This is a genomic window from Pseudomonas sp. Pc102, from assembly GCF_018408275.1.
Lineage (GTDB): Bacteria > Pseudomonadota > Gammaproteobacteria > Pseudomonadales > Pseudomonadaceae > Metapseudomonas > Metapseudomonas tohonis.
The window spans coordinates 6,331,871-6,354,205 of record NZ_AP021905.1 but is presented as its reverse complement, the minus strand read 5'-3'; the positions used below and the strand labels follow the sequence as shown (position 1 = coordinate 6,354,205).

General features: G+C 68.3%; 19 protein-coding genes. 8 read left to right on the top strand and 11 right to left on the bottom strand.

The features are described 5' to 3' along the window. Nucleotides 1-6: 6 nt before the first annotated feature. A complete protein-coding gene (locus PHLH3_RS28970) occupies nt 7-354 on the bottom strand; it encodes a hypothetical protein (RefSeq protein WP_213627085.1) in 348 nt (115 codons plus the stop codon). A gap of 127 nt (nt 355-481) precedes the next feature. On the opposite strand from PHLH3_RS28970, the gene PHLH3_RS28965 reads away from it, so the two are divergent. Then, nucleotides 482-952, top strand: a complete 471-nt coding sequence (locus PHLH3_RS28965) for an Lrp/AsnC family transcriptional regulator (protein ID WP_213627083.1) — start codon at nt 482-484, stop codon at nt 950-952. Between the two features lie 297 nt (nt 953-1,249). Here PHLH3_RS28965 and argC read toward each other — a convergent pair whose 3' ends face one another. The 3 genes from argC to PHLH3_RS28950 all read right to left on the bottom strand — a co-directional run bounded on the left by argC (nt 1,250) and on the right by PHLH3_RS28950 (nt 4,358). Continuing rightward, nucleotides 1,250-2,197, bottom strand: coding sequence for an N-acetyl-gamma-glutamyl-phosphate reductase (gene argC / locus PHLH3_RS28960; protein ID WP_213627081.1), 948 nt, complete (start codon nt 2,195-2,197; stop codon nt 1,250-1,252). Between the two features lie 85 nt (nt 2,198-2,282). After that, nucleotides 2,283-2,942, bottom strand: a complete 660-nt coding sequence (locus tag PHLH3_RS28955; RefSeq protein WP_213627079.1) for a DUF502 domain-containing protein — start codon at nt 2,940-2,942, stop codon at nt 2,283-2,285. Between the two features lie 48 nt (nt 2,943-2,990). Next, nucleotides 2,991-4,358 (bottom strand): CYTH domain-containing protein, encoded by a 1,368-nt coding sequence (locus PHLH3_RS28950; RefSeq protein WP_213627077.1) that lies wholly within the window; start codon nt 4,356-4,358, stop codon nt 2,991-2,993. Between the two features lie 136 nt (nt 4,359-4,494). Here PHLH3_RS28950 and argE point away from each other — a divergent pair, with 136 nt between their 5' ends. Together argE and argA are read left to right on the top strand one after the other, a co-directional pair. After that, nucleotides 4,495-5,652 (top strand): acetylornithine deacetylase, encoded by a 1,158-nt coding sequence (argE, locus tag PHLH3_RS28945; protein ID WP_213627075.1) that lies wholly within the window; start codon nt 4,495-4,497, stop codon nt 5,650-5,652. Between the two features lie 111 nt (nt 5,653-5,763). Further along, on the top strand, nt 5,764-7,062 hold the full coding sequence (gene argA / locus PHLH3_RS28940) for an amino-acid N-acetyltransferase (protein ID WP_213630732.1): 1,299 nt from the start codon (nt 5,764-5,766) through the stop codon (nt 7,060-7,062). A gap of 152 nt (nt 7,063-7,214) precedes the next feature. Here argA and PHLH3_RS28935 read toward each other — a convergent pair whose 3' ends face one another. After that, nucleotides 7,215-8,021, bottom strand: a complete 807-nt coding sequence (locus PHLH3_RS28935; protein ID WP_213627073.1) for a cyclase family protein — start codon at nt 8,019-8,021, stop codon at nt 7,215-7,217. Between the two features lie 85 nt (nt 8,022-8,106). Here PHLH3_RS28935 and PHLH3_RS28930 point away from each other — a divergent pair, with 85 nt between their 5' ends. Further along, entirely contained in the window at nt 8,107-8,505 is a 399-nt protein-coding gene (locus PHLH3_RS28930; RefSeq protein WP_213627064.1) for a carboxymuconolactone decarboxylase family protein, read from the top strand. A 1-nt stretch (nt 8,506) separates the two neighbouring features. Here PHLH3_RS28930 and PHLH3_RS28925 read toward each other — a convergent pair whose 3' ends face one another. The 4 genes from PHLH3_RS28925 to PHLH3_RS28910 all read right to left on the bottom strand — a co-directional run bounded on the left by PHLH3_RS28925 (nt 8,507) and on the right by PHLH3_RS28910 (nt 13,435). Beyond that, nucleotides 8,507-8,719: a ribosome modulation factor gene (locus PHLH3_RS28925; RefSeq protein ID WP_173178575.1), complete on the bottom strand. Its 213-nt coding sequence runs from the start codon at nt 8,717-8,719 to the stop codon at nt 8,507-8,509. 300 nt (nt 8,720-9,019) lie between these two features. Beyond that, nucleotides 9,020-10,606: a glutamate--cysteine ligase gene (gene gshA, locus PHLH3_RS28920; RefSeq protein WP_213627062.1), complete on the bottom strand. Its 1,587-nt coding sequence runs from the start codon at nt 10,604-10,606 to the stop codon at nt 9,020-9,022. A 122-nt stretch (nt 10,607-10,728) separates the two neighbouring features. Continuing rightward, entirely contained in the window at nt 10,729-11,112 is a 384-nt protein-coding gene (locus PHLH3_RS28915; RefSeq protein ID WP_111260805.1) for a PaaI family thioesterase, read from the bottom strand. 4 nt (nt 11,113-11,116) lie between these two features. Then, the gene (locus tag PHLH3_RS28910) at nt 11,117-13,435 is read right to left on the bottom strand and encodes a Tex family protein (protein WP_213627059.1); all 2,319 of its coding nucleotides are present in this window, start codon (nt 13,433-13,435) and stop codon (nt 11,117-11,119) included. 192 nt (nt 13,436-13,627) lie between these two features. On the opposite strand from PHLH3_RS28910, the gene ompR reads away from it, so the two are divergent. The 4 genes from ompR to PHLH3_RS28890 all read left to right on the top strand — a co-directional run bounded on the left by ompR (nt 13,628) and on the right by PHLH3_RS28890 (nt 20,601). Further along, entirely contained in the window at nt 13,628-14,359 is a 732-nt protein-coding gene (gene ompR / locus PHLH3_RS28905; RefSeq protein WP_184489780.1) for a two-component system response regulator OmpR, read from the top strand. 76 nt (nt 14,360-14,435) lie between these two features. Then, on the top strand, nt 14,436-15,749 hold the full coding sequence (locus tag PHLH3_RS28900; protein ID WP_173178580.1) for an ATP-binding protein: 1,314 nt from the start codon (nt 14,436-14,438) through the stop codon (nt 15,747-15,749). Nucleotides 15,750-15,899: 150 nt separating this feature from the next. Then, nucleotides 15,900-19,658, top strand: a complete 3,759-nt coding sequence (locus PHLH3_RS28895; RefSeq protein WP_213627057.1) for an EAL domain-containing protein — start codon at nt 15,900-15,902, stop codon at nt 19,656-19,658. Between the two features lie 199 nt (nt 19,659-19,857). Beyond that, nucleotides 19,858-20,601, top strand: a complete 744-nt coding sequence (locus PHLH3_RS28890; RefSeq protein WP_213627052.1) for a SapC family protein — start codon at nt 19,858-19,860, stop codon at nt 20,599-20,601. Between the two features lie 333 nt (nt 20,602-20,934). On the opposite strand, the gene rimK is transcribed toward PHLH3_RS28890, so the two are convergent. Together rimK and PHLH3_RS28880 are read right to left on the bottom strand one after the other, a co-directional pair. Then, complete coding sequence (rimK, locus tag PHLH3_RS28885; protein WP_173178584.1) at nt 20,935-21,840, bottom strand: 30S ribosomal protein S6--L-glutamate ligase; 906 nt, start codon at nt 21,838-21,840, stop codon at nt 20,935-20,937. Then, the gene (locus PHLH3_RS28880) at nt 21,837-22,280 is read right to left on the bottom strand and encodes an ATP-dependent zinc protease (protein ID WP_256604779.1); all 444 of its coding nucleotides are present in this window, start codon (nt 22,278-22,280) and stop codon (nt 21,837-21,839) included. The genes rimK and PHLH3_RS28880 overlap by 4 nt, the downstream gene beginning before the upstream one ends. Nucleotides 22,281-22,335: the final 55 nt, after the last annotated feature.

The window sequence follows — 22,335 nt, the reverse complement described above, 5'->3', positions numbered from 1 at the left end:
GCGCGGTCAGGATGCCGCAGGCTGCACGTCCACCGAAAACACGCTGACCAGGGAACGCATCTTCTGCGCGATCACCTCGGCGCGGTGCAGGGTCAGGCCGTCCTGGCGCAGTCGCAGCAGCAGCTCGTCGCCCTGGCGGCTCGACTCCAGCCACTGCGGCACCAACTGCAGCTGGGCGAAGTAGGCGAGCAGGCGGCTGAGGATGTCCGCGTCGGCCTCGGCGAGGATGGTGAAGCTCAGGGTGCGCGCCTGGCCGGGCAGGTGCGTCTTGCTCCATACATCCTCACGCGGCGCCAGGGCGGTGGGGAAGGGCAGTGGCGGGGTGACGCGGGGCGATTCGTCGAGATCGAGCATGGTGGCGTGGCTCCGGAGGCGATGGCCTATTTTCCGGGCGCCGGAGGGAGAATTTCTGCCTGTTTATTGGTCGTTCCGACTGATTGGGGAATAGAATTTCCCCTATATCCATTTATTGGGGTTTTTCATGCCTATCGAGCTCGATCCCTACGATCGCCGCATCCTCGAGCTGCTGCAGGAGGACGCCGGCATCGCCACCGCCGAGATCGCCGAGCGCATCGGCCTGTCCCAGTCGCCCTGCTGGCGGCGCATCCAGCGGCTCAAGGAGGAGGGGGTGATCCGCCGCCAGGTGACCCTGCTGGACCGGCGCAAGATCGGCCTCAACGCGCAGATCTTCGCCCAGGTGAAGCTCAACGCCCACGGCCGCTCCAACCTCACCGAGTTCGCCGAAGCCATGCAGGGCTTCCCCGAGGTGCTGGAGTGCCATGTGCTTATGGGCGCGGTGGATTTCATGCTGCGCATCGTCACGAAGGACATCGAGGCCTACGAGCGCTTCTTCTTCGAGAAGCTGTCGCTGGTGCCGGGCATCCAGGAGGTCAATTCCATTGTCGCGCTGTCGGAGATCAAGTCCACCACCTGCTTGCCGGTGGGGGGTTAAGAGAAAAGCGGAGGGAGCAACGGTATCTGTGGGAGCGAATTCATTCGCGATGGCAGCCGATAGGCTGCCGCTCCTTGCCGGGTAGCCCCTGGGGGCCGCTGCGCGGCCCTTTCGCGAATGAATTCGCTCCTACCGGTCATATGGGCTCAGGCCTGCTGGAAGTCCTTGGGCGAATGAATTCGCCCCTACAGGAGCATGCCGATGCGCTGGCTGCCGTAGGGCAGGTGAAACCCGCCGGCTTATCCCGCGGAAACGAAAAAGCCCCGCATCGGCGGGGCTTTTCCAGGGTGGTGCGGATCAGGCGTTGAGGCCGGTGGCCTCGTCGGCGCCGATGTGCACGTTCATGCACTGCACGGCGGCGCCGGCGGCGCCCTTGCCGAGGTTGTCCAGGCGCGCGACCAGGTTGAGGCGCTCGGCGGAGCCGAAGACGAAGAGGTCGACGCGGTTGGTGTCGTTGCAGCCCTGGACGTCGAAGAAGCCGCCGTCGAGGTTGCCTTCGTCACCGGCCGGCATCACCCGCACGAACTGCTCGCCGGCGTAGTGCTGGCGGTAGATCTCGGCGATCTCGGCGGCGCTGGCCTTGCGTGCCAGGCGCTCGGTGTAGAGCGGCACGGTGACCGCCAGGCCCTTGAGGAAGGGGCCGACGATGGGGTTGAACACCGGTGCCTGGGCCAGGCGGCCCTGCACGCGCATTTCCGGCAGGTGCTTGTGCTCCAGGCCCAGGGCGTAGGGACGCGGGCTCATCAGCCTGGCGTCGTTGCCGGCTTCGTACTCGGCGATCATGCCCTTGCCGCCGCCGCTGTAGCCGGTGAGGGAGAAGGCGGAGAGCGGGTAGTCGGCGGGCAGCAGGCCGGCGTCGATCAGCGGGCGCACGGCGAGGATGAAGGCGCTGGCGTGGCAGCCGGGCACGGCGATGCGCTTGCTGGTGCGGATCTTCTCGCGCTGGCCGGCAGCCAGTTCCGGCAGGCCGTAGGCCCAGCTGTCGTCGGTGCGGAAGGCGGTGCTGGCGTCGATGATGCAGGTGTTCGGGTTGGTCACCAGGGACACCGCCTCGCGCGAGGCGACGTCGGGCAGGCAGAGGAAGGCGACGTCGGCGGCATTGAGGAAGCGTGCACGCTCTTGCGGGTCCTTGCGCTTGTCATCGGCGATGCGCAGCAGCTCGACATCGGCACGGCCGGACAGGTAGTCGAGCAAACGGAGGCCGGTGGTGCCTTCCTGACCATCTACGAACACTTTGAAAACCATGGCGGACTCTCTCGGACAGACGAATGAAGAGCGGGGCGCGCATTGTAACCAGCGCGGCGGCGCCTTGGCCAAGCGCGTCGGCGGATCAGGTCCGCGAGGCGTCGGGCGGCGTGGTGGCGGGGGGTGGTGTCAGGCCCATGGAGACATAGATGCTGGTCAGCGCATCGACCCCCATGTCGGCCGGGCGCACCCAGTCCACCGGTACGTAGAGCAGGCCGCCCCCCACCGGGATGGGCGCGGTGGGCACCAGGATGGCGCAGTAGGGCCGGCCTTCCAGTTCGATGGGCGCGGAGCTCGGTTGCAGGGCGAGCACCGCCGCGCCGTCGCCACCGAAGAAGCACCAGACCGGCTGCATGGTGGTGATGTCGGCGTTCTTTTCCTTGTCGAGCATGCCGACGAAGCGGTCGGCGATGTTGTAGACGTTGCCGATCAGCGGGGTGCGCCGCAGGGTCTGGTCGAACAGCCAGGCCAGCGGCCGGCGCAGGCCCAGTTGCACGGCGAGGCCGAGGGGATAGAGGCTGGCCAGCAGCACCAGGGTGCCGACGAACCAGGCCAGGACCGGGCTGCTGGCGAACGGCTGGCCGAGGGCGGCGAGCAGTTGGCCGATCAGCGTCGAGGGGCCCACCAGGCGATTGAGCAGGCTGACGATCCAGGCCAGCAGCGCCAGGGTCAGCACCAGGGGCAAGAGGGCCAGCAGGCCGGTCAGCCAGGTGCCGAGCAGGGATCTGAAGCTTTGCTTGAACATCGCGGGGGTCCTCGTCGGCACCGCGCGGGCGCGCGGTGCCGGGTCGCATCACTTGAGCAGCTGCTTCCAGCTCTTGAGCGTCAGCACCTGGTGGGCCTGGCTGACGCGGGCTTCGAGGGCCTCCTCGTCGATCGGCCGGCCAGCCAGTTCGGCCAGCTTGTTCAGCTCGCCGTAGCAGCGGTCGGTCTCGGGGATCTCCAGCAGCACGCTGCGGGCCAGGCGCAGCCAGACCAGCAGGCGCTCGATGCGCGGCAGCTGCTCGGCGAGGTCCTCGGGCTGGCGCTTGTAGCGGTCCAACTGCAGGTCGCGGGCCTCGTCGCCCAGCAGGCGCGGCAGCCACTTGCCCAGCGCGGCCTTGCCCTGGCGGTTGCCACGGTCGTTGCGGCCGACGGCCCAGGAGCGGGCCAGCAGCCAGCTGGAGGCGTCGAGGGAGAACAGGCCCCAGCGGGTGCCGGCCAGTTCATCGGCGAATTGCTGCGGCGCCGCCTGGCGCGCGGCTTCGTCGTCCTGGCCGGCAGCCAGGCGCGGGCGCCAGTCACCGATCAGGGCGTCCAGGGCTTCGCGCAGGCCGTGGCTGCTGGCACGCGGCGCGGCCTGGCCGAGGCTGCCGAGCAGGGCGCGCAGGTCGATCAGTTGTTGCAGCCATTCGCCGAGCAGCTTCCAGTGGCCGTTGAAACGGTATTGCTCGGCCAGGCGCTGGCTGCTGCCGAGCAGGTGCCAGGCGATGGCGGCGATGGCGTCGTCCAGGGGCATCTCGGCGTCCAGCGCCGGGGCCGGCAGGGCGACGCTGTAGCTGTTGGCGTCGAACAGGCGGTAGCCACGCTCGGCCTTGCTGATGTCGCAGGGCATCAGGGGCAGGTCGGCGGCCAGTTCCCGGGCCAGCTCCAGCAGCGCCTCGGGTTCGCCCTGGCGCAGTTCCAGCTCCAGCTCGCAGATTTCCTCCTCGGCCTTGCCGGCGATGACCTTGCCCAGGTCCAGCGCGGCTTCCACCACGACCTTGGCCTTGCCGCGGCCCCAGGCGATCTCGGCGCGCTGGCGGACGAAGTCGGTGGTGAAGATCGGCGCCAGGGTCTTCTTGTCCAGGTCGGCGAGGCTGGCCGGCCAGCAGTCGTCACCGAGCTTCTTCGGGTCGAGCTTGGCCTTGGGCAGGTACCAGTCCCATTCGTTGCGCTCGGACAGCCCGGCCACGCTCTGGCCACGGCTCTTGAGGGTCTGGATGAACTGGTCGCCGTCGCGACGCAGGCGCAGGGCGACCCTGGCCCGGGACAGATCCCGCTCGGGGGTGTCGTAGTACTGGTTGAAGAGCTCGCGTTTCTCCCAGCCGCTCTTGTTGCGCTTCTTCAGCAGCGGGTGGTCACGGAGGGCTTCGAGGGTCTCGCGGCTGGCGCGGAGCTTGATTTCGGTTTCTTTTTGCATGGCCGGAGTTTTATCAATCGCAGCACGGGATGGCTGCCGAGGCCGTGAAGTCTACAGGAGGCCGAGGCGCCCTGCCGGGCGGTTTCGCCGCCGGGGCGTTGTCCCTATGATGAGTCCTCGTCCGTGGAGAAAGCCGATGCCCGTTCCAGACCTGAAGAGCCAGTTCGCCGCGCTGATCGCCGCGCCTTCGGTGAGTTGCACCCAGCCCGGCTGGGACCAGTCCAACCAGGCGGTGATCGACCTGCTGGCGACCTGGCTGGGCGAGCTCGGCTTCCGATGCGAGGTGCAGCAGGTGGCGCCCGGCAAGGCCAACCTGCTGGCCACCCTGGGCAGCGGCCCCGGCGGCCTGGTGCTGGCGGGCCACAGCGACACCGTGCCCTTCGACGCCGCGCTGTGGAAGAGCGACCCGCTGAAGCTCGCCGAGGCCGATGACCGCTGGTACGGCCTGGGCAGCTGCGACATGAAGGGCTTCTTCCCCCTGGTGATAGAGGCGGTGCGCACCCTGCGCGACCAGCCGTTCCGCCGCCCGCTGATCGTCCTGGCCACCTGCGACGAGGAAAGCTCGATGTCCGGCGCCCGTGCCCTGGCCGCCGCCGGGCAGCCGCTGGGCCGCGCCGCGGTGATCGGCGAGCCCACCGGGCTGAAGCCGATCCGCCTGCACAAGGGCGTGATGATGGAGCGCATCGACATCCTCGGGCAGAGCGGCCACTCCTCCGACCCGAGCCTGGGCCGCAGCGCCCTGGAGGCGATGCACGAGAGCATCGCCGCGCTGGTGGCCCTGCGTGGCGAGTGGCAGCGCGAATTCCACAACCCGCTGTTCAACGTGCCGCAGCCGACCCTCAACCTCGGCTGCATCCATGGTGGCGACAACCCCAACCGGATCTGCGGGCAGTGCAGCCTGGAATTCGACCTGCGCCCACTGCCGGGCATGCAGCCGGAGACGCTGCGCGCGGCCATCCGCCAGCGCCTGGCGCCGCTCGCCGAGCGCCATGGCGTGGCCATCGACTACCAGCCGCTGTTCCCCGCCGTGCCCCCCTTCGAGGAGCCGGCCGGAAGTGATCTGGTGCGCCTGGCCGAACGTCTCACCGGGCATGCCGCAGAAGCGGTGGCCTTCGGCACCGAAGCCCCGTATCTTCAGCAGCTCGGTTGCGAGACCCTGGTGCTCGGGCCCGGCGACATCGCCTGCGCCCACCAGCCCGATGAACACCTCGAACTGTCACGCATCGAGCCTACCGTGGCGCTGCTGCGCCAGCTCATCCAGCACTACTGCCTGAACCCCGCCGACAAGGCCTGACGTGGAGGGAATCCGTTGATGCTCCTGCGACGACGATAAACGCGACGCCCCCAACTCCGTCTCCGGAGTAGCAACGCTCATTTCGCCAACGTCCACAGGTTCATGGATTCCATGCACGACTACGTCAACTGGCTTCGCCACGCATCGCCCTATATCAACGCCCACCGGGACTGCACCTTCGTGGTGATGCTGCCCGGCGAGGGTGTCGCCCACCCGAATTTCGGCAACATCGTCCACGACCTGGTGCTGCTGCACAGCCTGGGCGTGCGCCTGGTGCTGGTGCACGGCTCGCGTCCGCAGATCGAGGCACGCCTGGCTGCGCGCGGGCTGACCCCGCACTTCCACCGCGATCTGCGCATTACCGACGGCCCGACCCTGGAGTGCGTGATCGACGCCGTGGGCCAGCTGCGCATCGCCATCGAAGCGCGCCTGTCCATGGACATCGCCGCCTCGCCCATGCAGGGCTCGCGCCTGCGCGTGACAGGCGGCAACTTCGTCACCGCACGGCCCATAGGCGTCGTCGATGGCGTCGACTACCACCACACCGGCGAGGTGCGCCGCATCGACCGCAAGGGCATCGGCCGCCAGCTCGACGAGCGCTCCATCGTGCTGCTCTCGCCCCTGGGCTACTCGCCCACCGGGGAGATCTTCAACCTCGCCTGCGAGGACGTCGCCACCCGCGCCGCCATCGACCTGGGCGCGGACAAGCTGGTGCTGTTCGGCAGCGAGCGCGGGCTGATCGACGAATCCGGCAAGCTGGTGCGCGAACTGCGCCCGCAACAGGTGCCCGGCCACCTCGTGCGCCTGGGCAACAGCTACCAGGCCGAGCTGCTGGACGCCGCCGCCCAGGCCTGCCGCAGCGGGGTCAAGCGCAGCCACATGGTCAGCTACGCCGAGGACGGCTCGCTGCTCACCGAGCTGTTCACCCGCGACGGTGGCGGCACCCTGGTGGACCAGGAGCAGTTCGAGTCCCTGCGCGAAGCCACCATCGACGACGTCGGCGGGCTGATCGACCTGATCACTCCGCTGGAGGACCAGGGCATCCTCGTGCGCCGCTCCCGCGAGGTGCTGGAACGCGAGATCGGCCAGTTCACCATCGTCGAGCGCGACGGCCACATCATCGCCTGCGCGGCGCTCTATCCCATCGCCGACTCCGATGCGGGCGAGCTGGCGTGCCTGGCGGTGAACCCCGAGTACCGCCACGGCGGCCGTGGCGACGAGCTGCTGGAGCGCATCGAGGACCGCGCCCGTGCCCTGGGCCTGAAGACCCTCTTCGTGCTCACCACGCGCACCGCCCACTGGTTCCGCGAGCGCGGCTTCCAGCCCAGCGGCGTGGAAAGCCTGCCGGCGGCGCGCGCCTCGCTCTACAACTACCAGCGCAACTCGAAGATCTTCGAAAAGGTGCTGTGAGGCCGCTCCTACGGGGCTGAGGACTCGGCAGGATGGGCGTGTGCCGTAGGGTGTGAGCGACGGCTGCCTGCTTCGAGTTCAAAGGGCCCGGCGCCGAGCCGGGCCCATCGCGGCTGAAGCCGCTCCCACAGGGGGGAGTCCCGCTTACTCCATCACGGCAGGATGGCGAACACCCGCGCCGGGAAGCCGGTGCCCCGGGCGATCTTCGGGAAGCTCACGACCACCAGCGCGCCGGCTTCCGGCACCTGGTCCAGGTTGGCCAGCAGTTCGACCTGGTAGTGGTCCTTGCCGAGGATGTAGGACTCCAGCGAATAGTCGTCCTTGCTGGTGGCGATGCCCGGGTCGGTGTCCGTGGTCTCGTGGCCGGAGGCGGTGATCTTGCGCGTCTCGTAGAGGTAGACCAGCGCCTCCTTGCTCCACCCCGGGTAGTGGGCCACGCCCTGGGCGTCGGCGTTCTGGATCTTCTCCTGGCTCGGCCAGCGCTTGGACCAGTCGCTGCGCAGGGCCACGAAGGCGCCTTCGGGCACCGGGCCGTGCTTGGCTTCCCAGGCCTTCACGTCGGCCAGGGTCAGCACGTAGTCGGGGTTCTTCGCCGCCTGCTCGTGGATGTCCAGCACCACCAGCGGCAGCAGCTGTTCCTTCACGTCGATCTGGTCGATGCCGCGCAGGCCCTTGTGGAAATGCACCGGCGGGTCGACATGGGTGCCCCACTGGCCGACGTGGGTGTAGAGGTCCACCTGGAAGCCGTCCTTGTCGACGGTGTAGAGCGTCTTGCGCTGGGCGTTCTCGAAGCCCTTCCAGTGCGGCACCTGCTCGTCGTAGGCGTGGGTCAGGTCGACCCAGGTCTTGGCTTTCAGGGTGGCGTAGGTGTCCCAGAGGCCGGGTTGCGCGGCTTGGGCCAGCAACGGCAGGGACAGCGAGGCGGTGAGGGCCAGGCGGCCCAGGGTGCGTATCGACATGCGTGACCTTCTCCATGGTTGGGACCGGGCCGGTATGGGCGCTCTGCCTATACTGGCTGACTCATAACTTAGAAGGGGAAACGTGATGTCGTCTAAGCACTTGATCGAATATGAACATGCCAGTCCGGAAGTCCGCGCCGTCTATGACGACATCATGGCCACGCGCAAGGTCGACCAGGTCAACAACTTCTGGAAGGCCCTGGCCCAGCACCCGGACAACCTGCGCCGCACCTGGGAGAGCCTGAAGCAGGTGATGGCCCCCGGCGCGCTGGACCCGCTGACCAAGGAGCTGCTCTACGTCGCCATCAGCGTGACCAACAACTGCGCCTACTGCATCGGCTCGCACACGGCGGCGGCGCGCAAGGCTGGGATGACCGAGGCGATGTTCGGGGAGCTGCAGGCAGTGATCGGCATGGCCAACGAGACCAACCGGCTGGCGACGGGCTACCGGGTTCCGCTGGACGCGGCGTTTCGCGAGGACTGATTCAGGCGATCCGCGAGGGACGCTGCAGCTCGTACTGGTCGTGGCCGTCGTCCCAACCGGCTTCCCAGGCCGCGGCGAGGACTTCGGCGGGGTAGGGTTGCTGGTCGATCGTCTGGCCGGTGAGGCCCGCCATGTAGCCTTGCTGGTAGGCCTTGTTGAGGCTTTCCAGGCTCCATTGCTGGCTGTCTTCGGGGTGGGCGTCTGGGGGCGCCATGGGCAAAGCTCGCAGGCTCTGGATTTGTGCTCATGCTAGCTGTCGGTTTTCCGGCGCGGGTGGCCGCCTGTCCCGCTTCGAGCCCCAGCTTGTCGGTTTTGTGACGGGCCGCGCCTTTTTGGGGCGCGTGGGTTCACGGGTGGTTTCGGTGCCGCTGGGCGCAGTTGCAATCCGTAGGTTGGGCTGAGGTACGAAGCGCAACGAGCGGGGTTGCGGCTAGCACCGTTGGGCCTCGCTGCGCTCGGCGCCAACCTACGTTGACGTAGCCCGGGCTTCAGCCCGGGAACGGCAGGGACCGCGTCAGTTGCTCAGCAGCCCGAGGATGCTCGCCTGGTAGGCGGCGACGAAGGTGTCGAAGTCGACGTCGGGCTCGGCTTCCAGGCGCGCCTGTTCCTCCAGGGATTCGCGGGCCATGGCTTCGAGGCGTGCCTGGTCGTCCGGGGCCAGGGCCTCGGCGCGGAAATACTCGGCGTGCAGGCGGCTCTGGCGCAGGGAGAACTCGCTGAAGCTCTCGCCGCGTTCGCGCAGCTCGGCCAGCACCTGTGCCGACGGCGTGAGGCGGGTGTCCTCGACCTTGAGGCGCTGGGCCTGGAGGGCTTCGGCATGGGCCTGGCCGCCCTGGGCGCGGTCCAGCAGGTCGGCGGTGCGGGCGATCTGCCCGAGCAACTCGAAGGCCCATTCCTTGAGGCCGATCTCCTGGCCGTTGCGCTGCAGGTGCAGGCCGGGGCGACGGCCTTCCTTGACCACGCGCTGGAAGTTGTCGGTGCAGTCGCGGCACTCGCCGCCGGCCAGGGGCGGGCTGTCCTGCAGGGCGCAGAACAGCAGGAAGGCGTCGAGGAAACGCGATTCGGCCAGGTCGATGCCTAGCGGCAGGAAGGGGTTGATGTCCAGGCAGCGCACTTCGACGTACTGCACGCCACGGGCCATCAGCGCCTGGATCGGGCGCTCGCCGGTGTAGGTGACGCGCTTCGGACGGATCGAGGAGTAGTACTCGTTCTCGATCTGGATGACGTTGGTGTTCAGCTGGATCCATTCGCCATCGCGCTTGGTGCCGATCTCGGCATAGGGCGGATAGGGCGTGGAAACGGCCTGGCGCAGGCTCGACAGGTAGCTGTCGAGGCTGTTGTAACAGGGCGTCAGGCCGGACTGGGCGTTGTTCTGGTAGCCCAGGTCGCTCATGCGCAGGCTGGTGGCCCAGGGCAGGAACAGGGTGTCGGCGTCGAGGCGGTCGAGGTCGTGGGGGCGGCCGCGGAGGAAGTTCTGGTCCAGCGCCGGTGCCGCGCCGAACAGGTACATCAGCAGCCAGCTGTAGCGCCGGAAGTTGCGGATCATCGCGATGTAGCGCGCGGACTGGAAGTCGCGGTCGCTCTGCGGATCGCCTTCGGCCTCCTTGAGCAGCGGCCACAGGGCTTCCGGCAGGGAGAAGTTGTAGTGGATGCCGGCGATGCACTGCATGGTCTTGCCATAGCGCACGGCCAGGCCGCGCCGGTAGACGTACTTGAGGCGGCCGATGGGCGAGGTGCCGTAGCGGGCGATCGGGATCGCCTCTTCGCTGGGCAGCCGGCCGGGCATCGAGGCGCTCCACAGCAGCTCGCCGTCGAGCTTCTGGTAGGTGAAGCGATGGATCTTCTCCAGGTCCGCCAGGGTCGCCGCCGGGTCGTGCTCGGTGGGGGTGATGAATTCCAGCAGCGACTCGGAGTAGTCGGTGGTGATCTGCGGGTTGGTCAACGCGGAACCGACGGCCACCGGATGCGGGGTCAGGGCCAGCTGGCCGTTGTCGTCGACGCGCAGGCATTCGCGCTCGATGCCGTGCAGGCACTGGGTCAGCAGGGACAGGTGGGCACGCTCGCCCAGCAATGCCAGGCGGCGGGAGAGAAGGTCGCTCAATTTGGAATCCTGTGGGTCCCAGGGACAGTCGCCCCAATATGAGGGTGGACTGGTCGGTCTACAAGGGGCGGACATGACTGCGTTGTCGCTTTGTCCAGAATAGAGCGTCGCCGTCCTGGCGCTTACAGCTGGGCGAAGGTGCCTTGCCCTTTGGCGACCAGCTTGTCGCCCTGCAGCACATCGGCCTCGACCACCAGGGTCCGCGAGCCGGCGTGCACCACCCGCGCGCGGCAGAGGATGTCACCCTCGGCCACGGGGCGGATGTAGTTGATCTTGCATTCGATCGTGGCGCTGCGCCGCTCGAAGCCATGGACGCTGGTGCAGGCCAGGCCCATGGCGATGTCGAGCAGCGAGAAGATGGCTCCGCCGTGCATCACCTGGCCGCGATTGCGCAGGTGCTCGGCCATGGACAGGCGCGCCTCGGCGACGCCGTCGCCCAGGCTGACCGGTTCGATGCCCAGCAGCTTACTGTAGGCGCTGGCGGTGTGCAGGTCGGAGACTTCCATCAGCTCACTTCTTCTTGATCTGCTTGGCGTTGGCGAACAGCGAGGCCATGGCGTTGTTCGCCGGGGCCGCCTGCTGCTGGCGCGGAGCACCACGCTCGGGACGCTGGCCGCCCTGCGGGCGACCGCCGCCGCGCGGGCCCTCGACCTTCTCGCCGGGGGTGTCGCTCATGCGCATGGACAGGCCGACGCGGTTGCGCGGAATGTCCACCTCCATGACCTTGACCTTGACGATGTCGCCGGCCTTGACCACCTCGTACGGGTCCTTGACGAACTTCTCCGACAGCGCGGAGATGTGCACCAGGCCGTCCTGGTGGACGCCGATGTCGACGAAGGCGCCGAAGTTGGTGACGTTGGTCACCACGCCTTCCAGCACCATGCCGGGCTTGAGGTCCTTGAGGCTCTCGACGCCTTCCTGGAACTCGGCGGTCTTGAACTCCGGGCGCGGGTCGCGGCCGGGCTTGTCGAGCTCCTTGAGGATGTCGGTGACGGTCGGCAGGCCGAAGGTCTCGTCGGTGAACTTGGCCGGGTCGAGGCGCTTGAGGAAGGCGGAATCGCCGATCAGCGAGCGCACGTCGCGGCCGGTCCCCTCGGCGATGCGTTGCACCAGCGGGTAGGTCTCCGGGTGCACCGCCGAGGCATCCAGCGGGTTGTCGCCGTTCATCACGCGGAGGAAGCCGGCGGCCAGCACATAGGTCTTCTCGCCCAGGCGGCTGACGTTCTTCAGCTCCTCGCGGGTCTTGAAGGCACCGTTGGCGTCGCGGTGGGCGACGATGTTCTGCGCCAGGGTCGCGTTGAGGCCGGAGATGCGCGCCAGCAGGGCGGCGGAGGCGGTGTTCACGTCCACGCCGACGGCGTTCACGCAGTCCTCGACCACGGCGTCCAGGCTACGCGCCAGCTGCAGCTGGGAGACGTCGTGCTGGTACTGGCCGACGCCGATGGACTTCGGCTCGATCTTCACCAGTTCGGCCAGCGGGTCCTGCAGGCGGCGGGCGATGGACACCGCGCCACGCAGGGACACGTCCAGCTCGGGGAACTCCTTGGCGGCCAGTTCCGAGGCCGAGTACACCGATGCGCCGGCCTCGCTGACCATGATCTTGGTCATCTTCAGGCCCGGCAGCTTGCTGATCAGCTCGCCAGCCAGCTTGTCGGTCTCGCGGCTGGCGGTGCCGTTGCCGATGGCGATCAGGTCGACGCCGTGCTTGGCGCAGAGCTTGCCGAGGGTGGCCAGGGTGTCGTCCCACTTGTTGTGCGGGACGTGCGGGTAGACGGTGGCGGTCTCCAGCAGCTTGCCGGTGGCGTCGACCACGGCGACCTTGCAGCCGGTGCGCAGGCCCGGGTCCAGGCCCAGGGTGGCGCGCGGGCCGGCCGGGGCGGCCAGCAGCAGGTCATGCAGGTTGCGGGCGAAGACGTTGATCGCCTCGGTCTCGGCGCCTTCGCGCAGCTCACCCAGCAGGTCGGTCTCCAGGTGGGTGTAGAGCTTGACCTTCCAGGTCCAGCGCACCACCTCGCCCAGCCATTTGTCGGCGGCGCGGCCCTGGTCCTTCACGCCGAAGCGCTCGCCGATCATCACCTCGCAGGGGTGCATGGTGCCGGGCAGCTCCTCGCCGACCTTCAGGGCGACGCTGAGCACGCCCTCGTTGCGGCCGCGGAAGATCGCCAGCGCGCGGTGCGAGGGCGCGCCCTTGAGGGGCTCGTCGTGCTCGAAGTAGTCGCTGAACTTGGCGCCTTCCTGCTCCTTGCCGGGAACCAGGCGGGCGGTCAGGGTGGCGTTGTCCTTGAGGAAGCCGCGCAGGCTGGCAAGCAGCGTGGCGTCTTCGGCGAAGCGCTCCATGAGGATGTACTTGGCGCCTTCGAGCACGGCCTTGGTGTCGGCGAAGCCTTTCTCGGCATCGATGAAGCGCGCGGCTTCGGTCTCCGGGTTCAGGGTCGGGTCGGCGAAGAGGCCGTCGGCCAGCTCGCCGAGGCCGGCTTCCAGGGCGATCTGGCCCTTGGTGCGGCGCTTCTGCTTGTAGGGGAGGTAGAGGTCTTCGAGGCGGGTCTTGGTGTCGGCCAGCTTGATTTCGCGGGCCAGTTCCGGGGTCAGCTTGCCCTGCTCCTCGATGCTGGCGAGGATCGCGCCACGGCGGTCCTCCAGCTCGCGCAGGTAGCGCAGGCGCTCTTCCAGGGTACGCAGCTGGGTGTCGTCCAGGCTGCCGGTGACTTCCTTGCGGTAGCGGGCGATGAAGGGAACGGTGGAGCCTTCATCGAGCAGGGCGACGGCGGCGGCGACTTGTTGCGGGCGCACGCCCAGCTCTTCAGCGATACGGTTGTTGATGCTTTCCATATGAAAAAGACACACCTGATGACCAACGAAAGACCGGCCGGGCCTGGCCCTGGCCGGGAAACAAGCGGCGCATTATAAACACCCCGTTGCGCTGGCCAGGGAACCGTTCGGGGAAAAATCTGCTAACAATGGTCGAGCCGCGCGACACCGGTGCTGAGTAATAATGCCGCGCTTGAGAAACCAGGAGAGAACATGAGCAGCATCCCCAATGCCGAGGGCGAAAAGATCCTGATCGTCGACGACGACGCGCGCCTGCGTCGCTTGCTCGAGCGCTTTTTCGAAGAGCAGGGCTACCGCGTGCGGGCGGTGGAGAACGTCGAGCAGATGGACCGCCTGCTGGCCCGCGAACTGTTCAACCTCGTGGTCCTGGACCTGATGCTGCCTGGCGAGGACGGCCTTTCCGCCTGCCGCCGCCTACGTGCCTCGAACAACCAGGTGCCGATCATCATGCTCACCGCCAAGGGTGACGAGTCCAGCCGTATCCAGGGGCTGGAACTGGGCGCCGACGACTACCTGGCCAAACCCTTCAACCCGCGCGAGCTGCTGGCGCGGATCAAGGCCGTGCTGCGCCGCCAGGCGCCCCAGGTGCCCGGCGCCCCGGCCGCCGCCGACGAGAGCGTCACCTTCGGCGAGTACGAGCTGTCCCTGGCCACCCGCGAGCTGAAGCGGGGCGAGGACGTGCACATGCTCACCACCGGTGAGTTCGCCGTGCTCAAGGCCCTGGTCCAGCATGCCCGCGAGCCGCTGACCCGCGACAAGCTGATGAACCTCGCCCGTGGCCGCGAGTGGGACGCCCTGGAGCGCTCCATCGACGTGCAGATCTCCCGCCTGCGCCGGCTGATCGAGCCCGACCCGTCCAAGCCCCGCTACATCCAGACCGTCTGGGGCGTCGGCTACGTGTTCGTGCCCGACGGCAACAAGTGACCTCCCCCCGCCGCGCCCGCATCCCGGGCGCGGCACTGCCTCGCAAGGCACCTGAGCCTCCTGCCCGGAAAACCCGATGAAAGCGCCGTACTGGTTCCCGCAGAGTTTCTTCTCCCGCACCCTCTGGCTGGTGCTCATCGTCGTGCTGTTTTCCAAGGCGCTGACCCTGGTCTACCTGATGATGAACGAGGACGTCCTCGTGGACCGCCAGTACAGCCACGGCGCGGCGCTGACCCTGCGTGCCTACTGGGCGGCCAGCGAATCCGAGCGCGACGACCTGGCGCGCGCCGCCGGCCTCAAGCGGGTGACCAGCGACGCCGTGCCGCCCAGCGAGCAGCACTGGCCCTACAGCGAGATCTTCGAGCGGCAGATGCAGACCGAGCTCGGCCCCGAGACCGAGGTGCGCCTGCGCGCCAAGAGCCCGCCGGCGCTCTGGGTGCGGGCACCGGCACTGGGCCCCGACTGGGTGCGCATCCCCCTTTATCCACACCCCTTGCGCGGGCAGCGCATCTGGAGCGTGCTCGGCTGGTTCCTCGGCATCGGCCTGCTGTCCACCGCCGCCGCGTGGATCTTCGTGCGCCAGCTCAACGCCCCGCTCAAGCGCCTGGTGTTCGCCGCCCGCCAGCTCGGCCAGGGCCGCAGCGTGCGCCTGCCGGTGAGCGACACGCCCAGCGAGATGACCGAGGTCTACCGCGCCTTCAACCAGATGGCCGAGGACGTCGAGCAGGCCGCCCGCGAGCGCGAGCTGATGCTGGCCGGCGTCTCCCACGACCTGCGCACCCCGCTGACGCGGCTGCGCCTGTCCCTGGAGCTGATGAGCAGCGACAGCGAGTTCACCGAGGACATGGTTCGCGACATCGAGGACATGGACGCCATCCTCGACCAGTTCCTCGCCTTCATCCGCGATGGCCGCGACGAGCGCCAGGAGGAGCTCGACCTGGGCGAACTGGTGCGCGAGGTGGTGGCCCCTTACAACCAGCACGAGGAGCGCGTGCGCCTGTGCCTGGAACCGGTGCCGCCGTTCCCCCTGCGGCGCGTGTCGATCAAGCGGCTGTTGGCCAACCTGATCGAGAACGCGCTGCGCTATGGCGGCAATGGCGTCGAAGTGGCCGCCTTCGTGGCGGGCGATCACACCGCGCCCTATGTCGTCCTCAGCGTGCTCGACCGTGGCCAGGGCATCGACCCGGCCGAGCTGGGCGACATCTTCAACCCCTTCATCCGTGGCGACCGCGCCCGTGGCGGCAAGGGCACCGGGCTGGGCCTGGCCATCGTCAAGCGCATCGCCGCGCTGCACGGCGGAAGCGTCGAGCTGCGCAACCGTTCCGGCGGTGGGCTGGAAGCCCGCGTGTGCCTTCCCCTGGGCCTGCTGCTGCCTCGCGACGCCGCCTGACAGGCCCCGCGCGGCGGGGCCCGCGTCCAACCGCGACGCCTTCCGTCAGGCTGCGACGCGGGCTCGTTTTTGCATAGTGTCACTTTGCCCTGACCCACGTACTCTAGGCGCCCTGGACAATCCTCCTGCGCGCGTAGACTTGAGGTCAGAATGCCCGCCGCTAAAGCCCGCTTGCCCAACTGGACCTGGTGGTCGTCACTGCCGTTGCTGCACCTCGCCACCTGGCTCTCCCTGGGCACCCAGGTTTCCGGCGGCGTCGCGCTCTGGTACCTGCCCTTTTCCCTGGGGCTTGTGGCGTGCCTCTGGTGGGGCCCACGGGTACTGCTCGCGGTCTTTCTCAATGCCGTTCTGAGTGCACCGCTCTGGGGACTGGACTGGCATCTCGCGCCCTTCTACGCCCTGCCCGAGACCCTCAGCATCGGCGTCGGCTGGCTGCTCCTGCGGCCGCCGCGCTTCGATGTCGCCCTGCCGGATTTCGCCAGCCTGCTGCGTTTCATGCTGCTCGGCGTGCTGGTGCCCGTGACCCTGGTGGCCGTCGGCGTGCAGGGCAGTCTGTTGCTCACCGGTGTGATCCGCCCTGAAGCCTGGGGCACCGCCAGCCTGCTGATGTGGCTGGGCGACAGCCTGACCACCCTGGTGATCTGCCTGCCGCTGCTCACCTACCTAACCCCCTGGCTGCGTCGTCGTCGCTGGGCGCTGGGGACCCCCGCGCCGCTGGCAGAATCCATGCTGCGCCTGCCGCCCTGGCCGCTGCTGCTGCTGCTGGCCATCGCCTTGCCGCTGGCGATCGCGGTGATGCCGCTGCTGCTGACCCTCCCCCTGATCGGCCTGGTGATGCTCAGCCTGGCCCTCGCCCGGGGGTTCCCCGGAGCCCTCTGCGGCGCCGGCCTGGCCACCGCCACCGTGCTCTCGCTGCCGCTCCTGCGTGAGCTGGGCGAAGCTCCGCAGTGGCTGGAGCCGCAGCGCATCGAACTGCACCTGAGCGTGCTGCTGCTGATGGTTTCGACTCTGCTGGTGGGGCGGACCCTCAGCGACCTGCGCCTGGAGCTGCGCCGTCGTGCCGAGATGCAGCAGGCCCTGGCGATGAACAGCCTGGCACTGGAGGCCAGCCCGCTCGGCGTGATCATCGTCGACGCGCGCCAGCCCGACTTCCCGCTGACCTACTGCAACCCCGCCTTCCTGCGCATCACCGGCTACAGCCGCAAGGAAGTGCTGGGGCGCAACTGCCGCTTCCTGGTCGGCCACGACCGCAACCAGCCCGAACTGCCGCGCATGCTGGCGGCCATCCGGCGCGGCGAGCCGTGCCAGGCGATCCTGCGCAACTACCGCAAGGACGGCAGCCTGTTCTGGAACGAAGTGACCCTGGCCCCGATGCACGACGACCATGGCATCAGCCATTTCGTCGCCCTGCAGCATGACGTCAGCCGCCGCGAACTGCTTGCCGAGGAGCTGGGCATGCGCCGCGAGGAACTGATGCGCCAGACCCACCTGCTGAGCCAGACCGAGGCCATCGCCGACATCGGCGGCTGGGTACTGGAATTGCCCAGCGAGCAGATGTTCTGGAGCGAGGGCACCTTCCGCATCTACGACCTGGAGCCGGTGGGCGGCGCACCCAACCTGGAGCAGGCGATGAACTACTTCGACGAGGACAGCCGCGCCCGCGCCCGCGCCACCCTCGATCATGTGCTGCGCAGCGCTGACCCCTTCGACATCGAGCTGCGTGTCGTCACCGCCAAGAGCAACTACCGCTGGGTGCGCCTCAAGGGGCTGGCCGAGCACGATGGCGAGCGGGTCATCCGCATCTACGGCGCGATCCAGGACCTTACCGAGCAGAAGCGCGCCGCGCGCCGCCAGCGCGAGCGCGAAGAGCACCTGCATCTGTTCTTCGAGGCCCCGCTGATCGGCATGGCCCTGTGCTCGCCCGAGCACTGCTGGGAAGAGGTCAACTTCAAGCTCTGCAGCATCCTCGGGCGCTCCCGCGAGATGCTCCAGGGCGCCGACTGGATGAGCATCACCCACACCGACGACCGGGGCGCCGAGCAGGCTTTGCTGCATCAGGTGCGCAGCGCCCAGCGCGACGGCTACGAACTGGACAAGCGCTTCCTGCGGCCCGACGGGAGCATCGTTTACACCCGCGTCAACGTCCGCGCGGTGCGTGATGGCGATGGTCGCATGTACGCCCTGCTGGCCCTGGTGGAAGACGTCAGCGCCCGTCGCGAGGCCGAGGCGCGCTACCGCATCCTGGTGGAGCACGCTCCCGAGGCGATCCTGGTATTCGACGTCGAGCGCGGCATCACCGAGGCCAACGAAAACGCCGCGCGCCTCTACGGGCTGCCCCGCGAACAGTTGATCGGGCGCATGCCCACCAGCTTCAGTCCGCCGCTGCAGGCCGACGGCCGCCCCTCGCGGGACGTCGGCCACGCCTACGCACAGGCCGCGCTGGCCGGCGAGGCACCGGTGTTCGAATGGCTGATGCGCGACGTCGCCGGCCGCGTGCGCCCCTGCGAAGTGCGCCTGGTGCGCCTGCCCGGCGGCGCATCGCCGCTGATCCGCCTGAGCATCACCGACATCTCCGAGCGCCAGCGCTACCAGCGCGAGATCGAGCGCCTGGCCTACAGCGACGAACTCACCGGCCTGCCCAACCGCCGCCTGCTGCTCGACCGCCTGCAGCACGCGATGGCCCGGGAGGTGCGCGAGGGCCGTTTCGGCGCCCTGCTGTTCATCGACCTGGACCATTTCAAGACGGTCAACGACAGCCTCGGTCACCCGGTGGGCGATGCGCTGCTGCGCGAGGTCACCGCGCGCCTGGCCAGTTGCCTGCGTGCCGAGGACACCCTGGCGCGCCTGGGCGGCGACGAGTTCGTGGTGCTGCTCGAGGCCCTGGGCGAACACCCCGAGGCGGCCGCCGAACACGCCGCCGAGGTGGGTACCAAGCTGCTCCACAGCCTGCATGGCAGCTATCGCATCGGCGAGCACGAGTTGTCGGTCAGCGCCAGCATCGGCATCGCCCTGCACCCCTTCGAGCGCCAGGGCGCGTCGGACGTCCTCAAGCAGGCCGACACCGCCATGTACCGGGCCAAGCAGGGCGGCCGCAATGCGCTGCACTTCTTCGCCCCGGCCATGCAGGCCGCCATCGACCAGCGCCTGCAGTTGCAGAGCGAGCTGCGCCAGGCCGTGGCGCGCGAGCAGCTGTTCCTCGAGTTCCAGCCGCAACTGGCCCTGGCCGACGAGCGCGTGGTCGGCGCCGAGGCGCTGCTGCGCTGGCGCAGCCCCACGCGGGGGGTGGTGCCGCCTGCCCAGTTCATCGCCCTGGCGGAGGAGACCGGGCTGATCCTGGAACTCAGCGACTGGGTGCTCGACCGCGCCTGCGCCGCCCTGGCCCAGTGGCTGCCGCGCTGGCCGGAGCTGGTCATGGCCATCAACATCAGCCCGCGCGACCTGCGCCAGGGTGATTTCGTCGCCCGGGTCAGCGACTGCCTGCAGCGCCATGGCGTACCGGCCCAGCGCCTGGAGCTGGAGATCACCGAAGGCAGCCTGCTGGAGGACGTCGAGCAGTGCATCGCCGCCATGCAGGCACTCAAGGGCCTGGGCGTGCGCTTCGCCATCGACGACTTCGGCACCGGCTATTCCTCGCTCACCTACCTCAAGCGCCTGCCGCTGGACCGCCTGAAGATCGACCGCAGCTTCGTCGAAGGCCTGGAGCAGGCCGGCAGCGACGCCGCGCTGGTGGACACCATCCTCGCCATCGGCCACAACCTCGGCCTGGAGTGCATCGCCGAAGGCATCGAGGCCAGCGGCCAGCACCAGAGCCTGCGCGCCCTGGGCTGCGCCCTCGGCCAGGGCTTCCACTTCAGCCCGCCGCTGGACGAGGCCGCCTTCGTCGACTGGATGGGGCAGCGCGCCCCGTGAGCCTGCTCCTGCATCCCGGGGTGCCGGGGCCGGCGCGGCAAAGCGTCGGTGCTGGTCTTAACTTCAACGGGGCTCGCCACCTGAACATCAGCCTGGTGGCGGCCCATACCCTCAAGGATGGGGTGCCCGACCAGGATGGTGGACAGGTCCTGGCGCAGATCGTCATCCGTCAACCCGCTCTTCCCAGGAGATCCCCGTAATGACCACGCTGCTGCTGTACAAGGACATCAAGGCGCTGAACCGCGAGGAGCACCGCTCGCTGAAGCTCGCCAGCCTCCACAACAGCGAATTCGCCGCCAGCACCCACCTGGTGCCGCTGGCCGGCCTGGAGTTCTTCCAGGCCTCCCGTCACTACCCGATCGTGTTCATCGGCGAGGGCGTCCAGGCCGTGCCCATCGCCCTGCTGGGCCTGAAAGCCGGCCACAACGGCTACGTCGACGCCAACAACCTGTGGCAGGAGAACTGCTACATCCCAGCCTTCGTGCGCCGTTACCCGTTCGTGCTGGCCCAGGACAGCGCGGAGAACTTCACCGTCTGCTTCGACGCCGCCTACTCGGGCTGGAACGAGGAAGAGGGCCGCGAGCTGTTCGACGAGCAAGGCCACAACAGCCCCTTCCTCGAAGAGATGATCCACTTCCTGCAGAACTTCACCACGGAGATGGAGCGCACCCGCCGCTTCGTCGACAGGCTCAACGAACTGGAGCTGCTGTCCCCGCGCAGCCTCAAGCTGAGCCACAGCAACGGCGAGAGCTTCGTGCTCAGCGACTTCCTGGCGGTGGACGAGGAACGCTTCCTGGCCCTCTCCGACGACAAGGTGCTGGACCTGCACAAGTCCGGCTTCCTCGGCTGGATCTACGCCCACCTGATCTCCCTGGGCAACGCCAACCAGCTGTTCGCGCATTACCTGGCGAAGAAGGCCGCCGGGGACACCACCCCCCATTGACGGGACGGCTCCGCCCCCGGCCGGGGAACGGAGCCTGTTTCAGCGCAATGCTCCCCTGATGCATCCGCAGGTCGGGCGAAACCCTCGGCTTTGTGGGAGCGGATTCATCCGCGAAGGAATCGACGCCGCGCACGGGGCTCGACCTATGGCGGGAGTAGGGTGGACCCCGCTTCACCGGTCCACCACGGGGTGCCGGGCGTGACTCCGCTGGTGGACGTGGAGAGCGTCGTCCACCCTACGCACGGCCGGCTCTTCCGTGGGAGCGGATTCATCCGCGAAGGGGGTCGGCGCACGGCGGGATGTAGGGTGGATTCGCGGGTGGGCGAGGGCGGTTCAGCCCTTGCCCTTGGTGCGGGTCATGTTGGGGCCGGCGTGTTTTTCCAGGTGTTCGATGATGATCCCGGCGACATCCTTGCCGGTGGTCACTTCGATGCCTTCCAGGCCGGGGGAGGAGTTCACCTCCATCACCAGCGGGCCGTGGTTGGAACGCAGGATGTCGACGCCGGCCACCGACAGGCCCATGACCTTGGCGGCGCGGATGGCGGTCATGCGTTCTTCCGGGGTGATCTTGATCAGGCTGGCGCTGCCGCCACGGTGCAGGTTGGAGCGGAACTCGCCCGGCTTGGCCTGGCGCTTCATCGAGGCGATGACCTTGTCGCCCACCACGAAGCAGCGGATGTCGGCGCCGCCGGCCTCGCGGATGTACTCCTGCACCATGATGTTCTGCTTCAGCCCCATGAAGGCCTCGATCACCGATTCGGCCGCCTTCTCCGTTTCGCACAGCACCACGCCTATGCCCTGGGTGCCTTCCAGCACCTTGATCACCAGCGGGGCGCCGTTGACCATGCGGATCAGGTCGGGGATGTCGTCGGGGGAGTGGGCGAAGCCGGTCACCGGCAGGCCGATGCCCTTGCGCGAGAGCAGTTGCAGGGAGCGCAGCTTGTCCCGCGAGCGGCTGATGGCCACCGACTCGTTGAGGGGGAACACGCCCATCATCTCGAACTGGCGCAGCACGGCGCAGCCGTAGAAGGTCACCGAGGCGCCGATGCGCGGGATCACCGCGTCGAAGCCTTCCAGCGGCTGGCCGCGGTAGTGGATCTGCGGCTTGTGGCTGGCGATGTTCATGTACGCGCGCAGGGTGTCGATCACCTGGATCTCGTGCCCGCGCTGCTGGCCGGCCTCCACCAGGCGACGGGTCGAATACAGACGCGGGTTGCGCGACAGCACGGCAATTTTCATTGGGCACCTGGAAGGGAGTCGAAGGCCGGTAGGGTCGGCTTGTCCTGTACGTAGCTAAGGGCCGGGTTGACCACCAGTTGGCCGTCCACCAGGGCTTTGGATCCGATCAGCACGCGGTAGCGCATGGTCTTGCGACAGGCCAGGGTGAACTCGATCGGCCAGGCGCGATCGCCCAGGGCGACCGTGGTGCTGATCACATAGCGGCTCTGGGCCTGGCCGTTGGAACTCTTGATGGTCTTCACCGAGACCACCTGCGCCTCGCAGCGATGGCGCCGCTGTACCAGGGTGCCGAGGTGCGCGGTGAAGCGCACCCAGCGCTGGCCATCGCGCTCGAAGGGCACGATGTCGCTGGCATGCAGGGTGGAGGTGCTGGCCCCGGTGTCGATCTTGGCGCGCAGGCCGACCATGCCGAGTTCGGGCAGGGCTATCCATTCACGCAGGCCGATCACGGAGAGTTGGTCGAAAGTCTTCAAAGCAGGCTTTCCGGTAAAGTTG

What these genes read in the sequence shown, in the direction of transcription:
- PHLH3_RS28970 (WP_213627085.1), bottom strand. Translation starts at nt 354, where the DNA reads ATGCTCGATCTCGACGAATCGCCCCGCGTCACCCCGCCACTGCCCTTC.
- PHLH3_RS28965 (WP_213627083.1), top strand. Translation starts at nt 482, where the DNA reads ATGCCTATCGAGCTCGATCCCTACGATCGCCGCATCCTCGAGCTGCTG.
- argC (WP_213627081.1), bottom strand. Translation starts at nt 2,197, where the DNA reads ATGGTTTTCAAAGTGTTCGTAGATGGTCAGGAAGGCACCACCGGCCTC.
- PHLH3_RS28955 (WP_213627079.1), bottom strand. Translation starts at nt 2,942, where the DNA reads ATGTTCAAGCAAAGCTTCAGATCCCTGCTCGGCACCTGGCTGACCGGC.
- PHLH3_RS28950 (WP_213627077.1), bottom strand. Translation starts at nt 4,358, where the DNA reads ATGCAAAAAGAAACCGAAATCAAGCTCCGCGCCAGCCGCGAGACCCTC.
- argE (WP_213627075.1), top strand. Translation starts at nt 4,495, where the DNA reads ATGCCCGTTCCAGACCTGAAGAGCCAGTTCGCCGCGCTGATCGCCGCG.
- argA (WP_213630732.1), top strand. Translation starts at nt 5,764, where the DNA reads ATGCACGACTACGTCAACTGGCTTCGCCACGCATCGCCCTATATCAAC.
- PHLH3_RS28935 (WP_213627073.1), bottom strand. Translation starts at nt 8,021, where the DNA reads ATGTCGATACGCACCCTGGGCCGCCTGGCCCTCACCGCCTCGCTGTCC.
- PHLH3_RS28930 (WP_213627064.1), top strand. Translation starts at nt 8,107, where the DNA reads ATGTCGTCTAAGCACTTGATCGAATATGAACATGCCAGTCCGGAAGTC.
- PHLH3_RS28925 (WP_173178575.1), bottom strand. Translation starts at nt 8,719, where the DNA reads ATGGCGCCCCCAGACGCCCACCCCGAAGACAGCCAGCAATGGAGCCTG.
- PHLH3_RS28915 (WP_111260805.1), bottom strand. Translation starts at nt 11,112, where the DNA reads ATGGAAGTCTCCGACCTGCACACCGCCAGCGCCTACAGTAAGCTGCTG.
- PHLH3_RS28910 (WP_213627059.1), bottom strand. Translation starts at nt 13,435, where the DNA reads ATGGAAAGCATCAACAACCGTATCGCTGAAGAGCTGGGCGTGCGCCCG.
- ompR (WP_184489780.1), top strand. Translation starts at nt 13,628, where the DNA reads ATGAGCAGCATCCCCAATGCCGAGGGCGAAAAGATCCTGATCGTCGAC.
- PHLH3_RS28900 (WP_173178580.1), top strand. Translation starts at nt 14,436, where the DNA reads ATGAAAGCGCCGTACTGGTTCCCGCAGAGTTTCTTCTCCCGCACCCTC.
- PHLH3_RS28895 (WP_213627057.1), top strand. Translation starts at nt 15,900, where the DNA reads ATGCCCGCCGCTAAAGCCCGCTTGCCCAACTGGACCTGGTGGTCGTCA.
- PHLH3_RS28890 (WP_213627052.1), top strand. Translation starts at nt 19,858, where the DNA reads ATGACCACGCTGCTGCTGTACAAGGACATCAAGGCGCTGAACCGCGAG.
- rimK (WP_173178584.1), bottom strand. Translation starts at nt 21,840, where the DNA reads ATGAAAATTGCCGTGCTGTCGCGCAACCCGCGTCTGTATTCGACCCGT.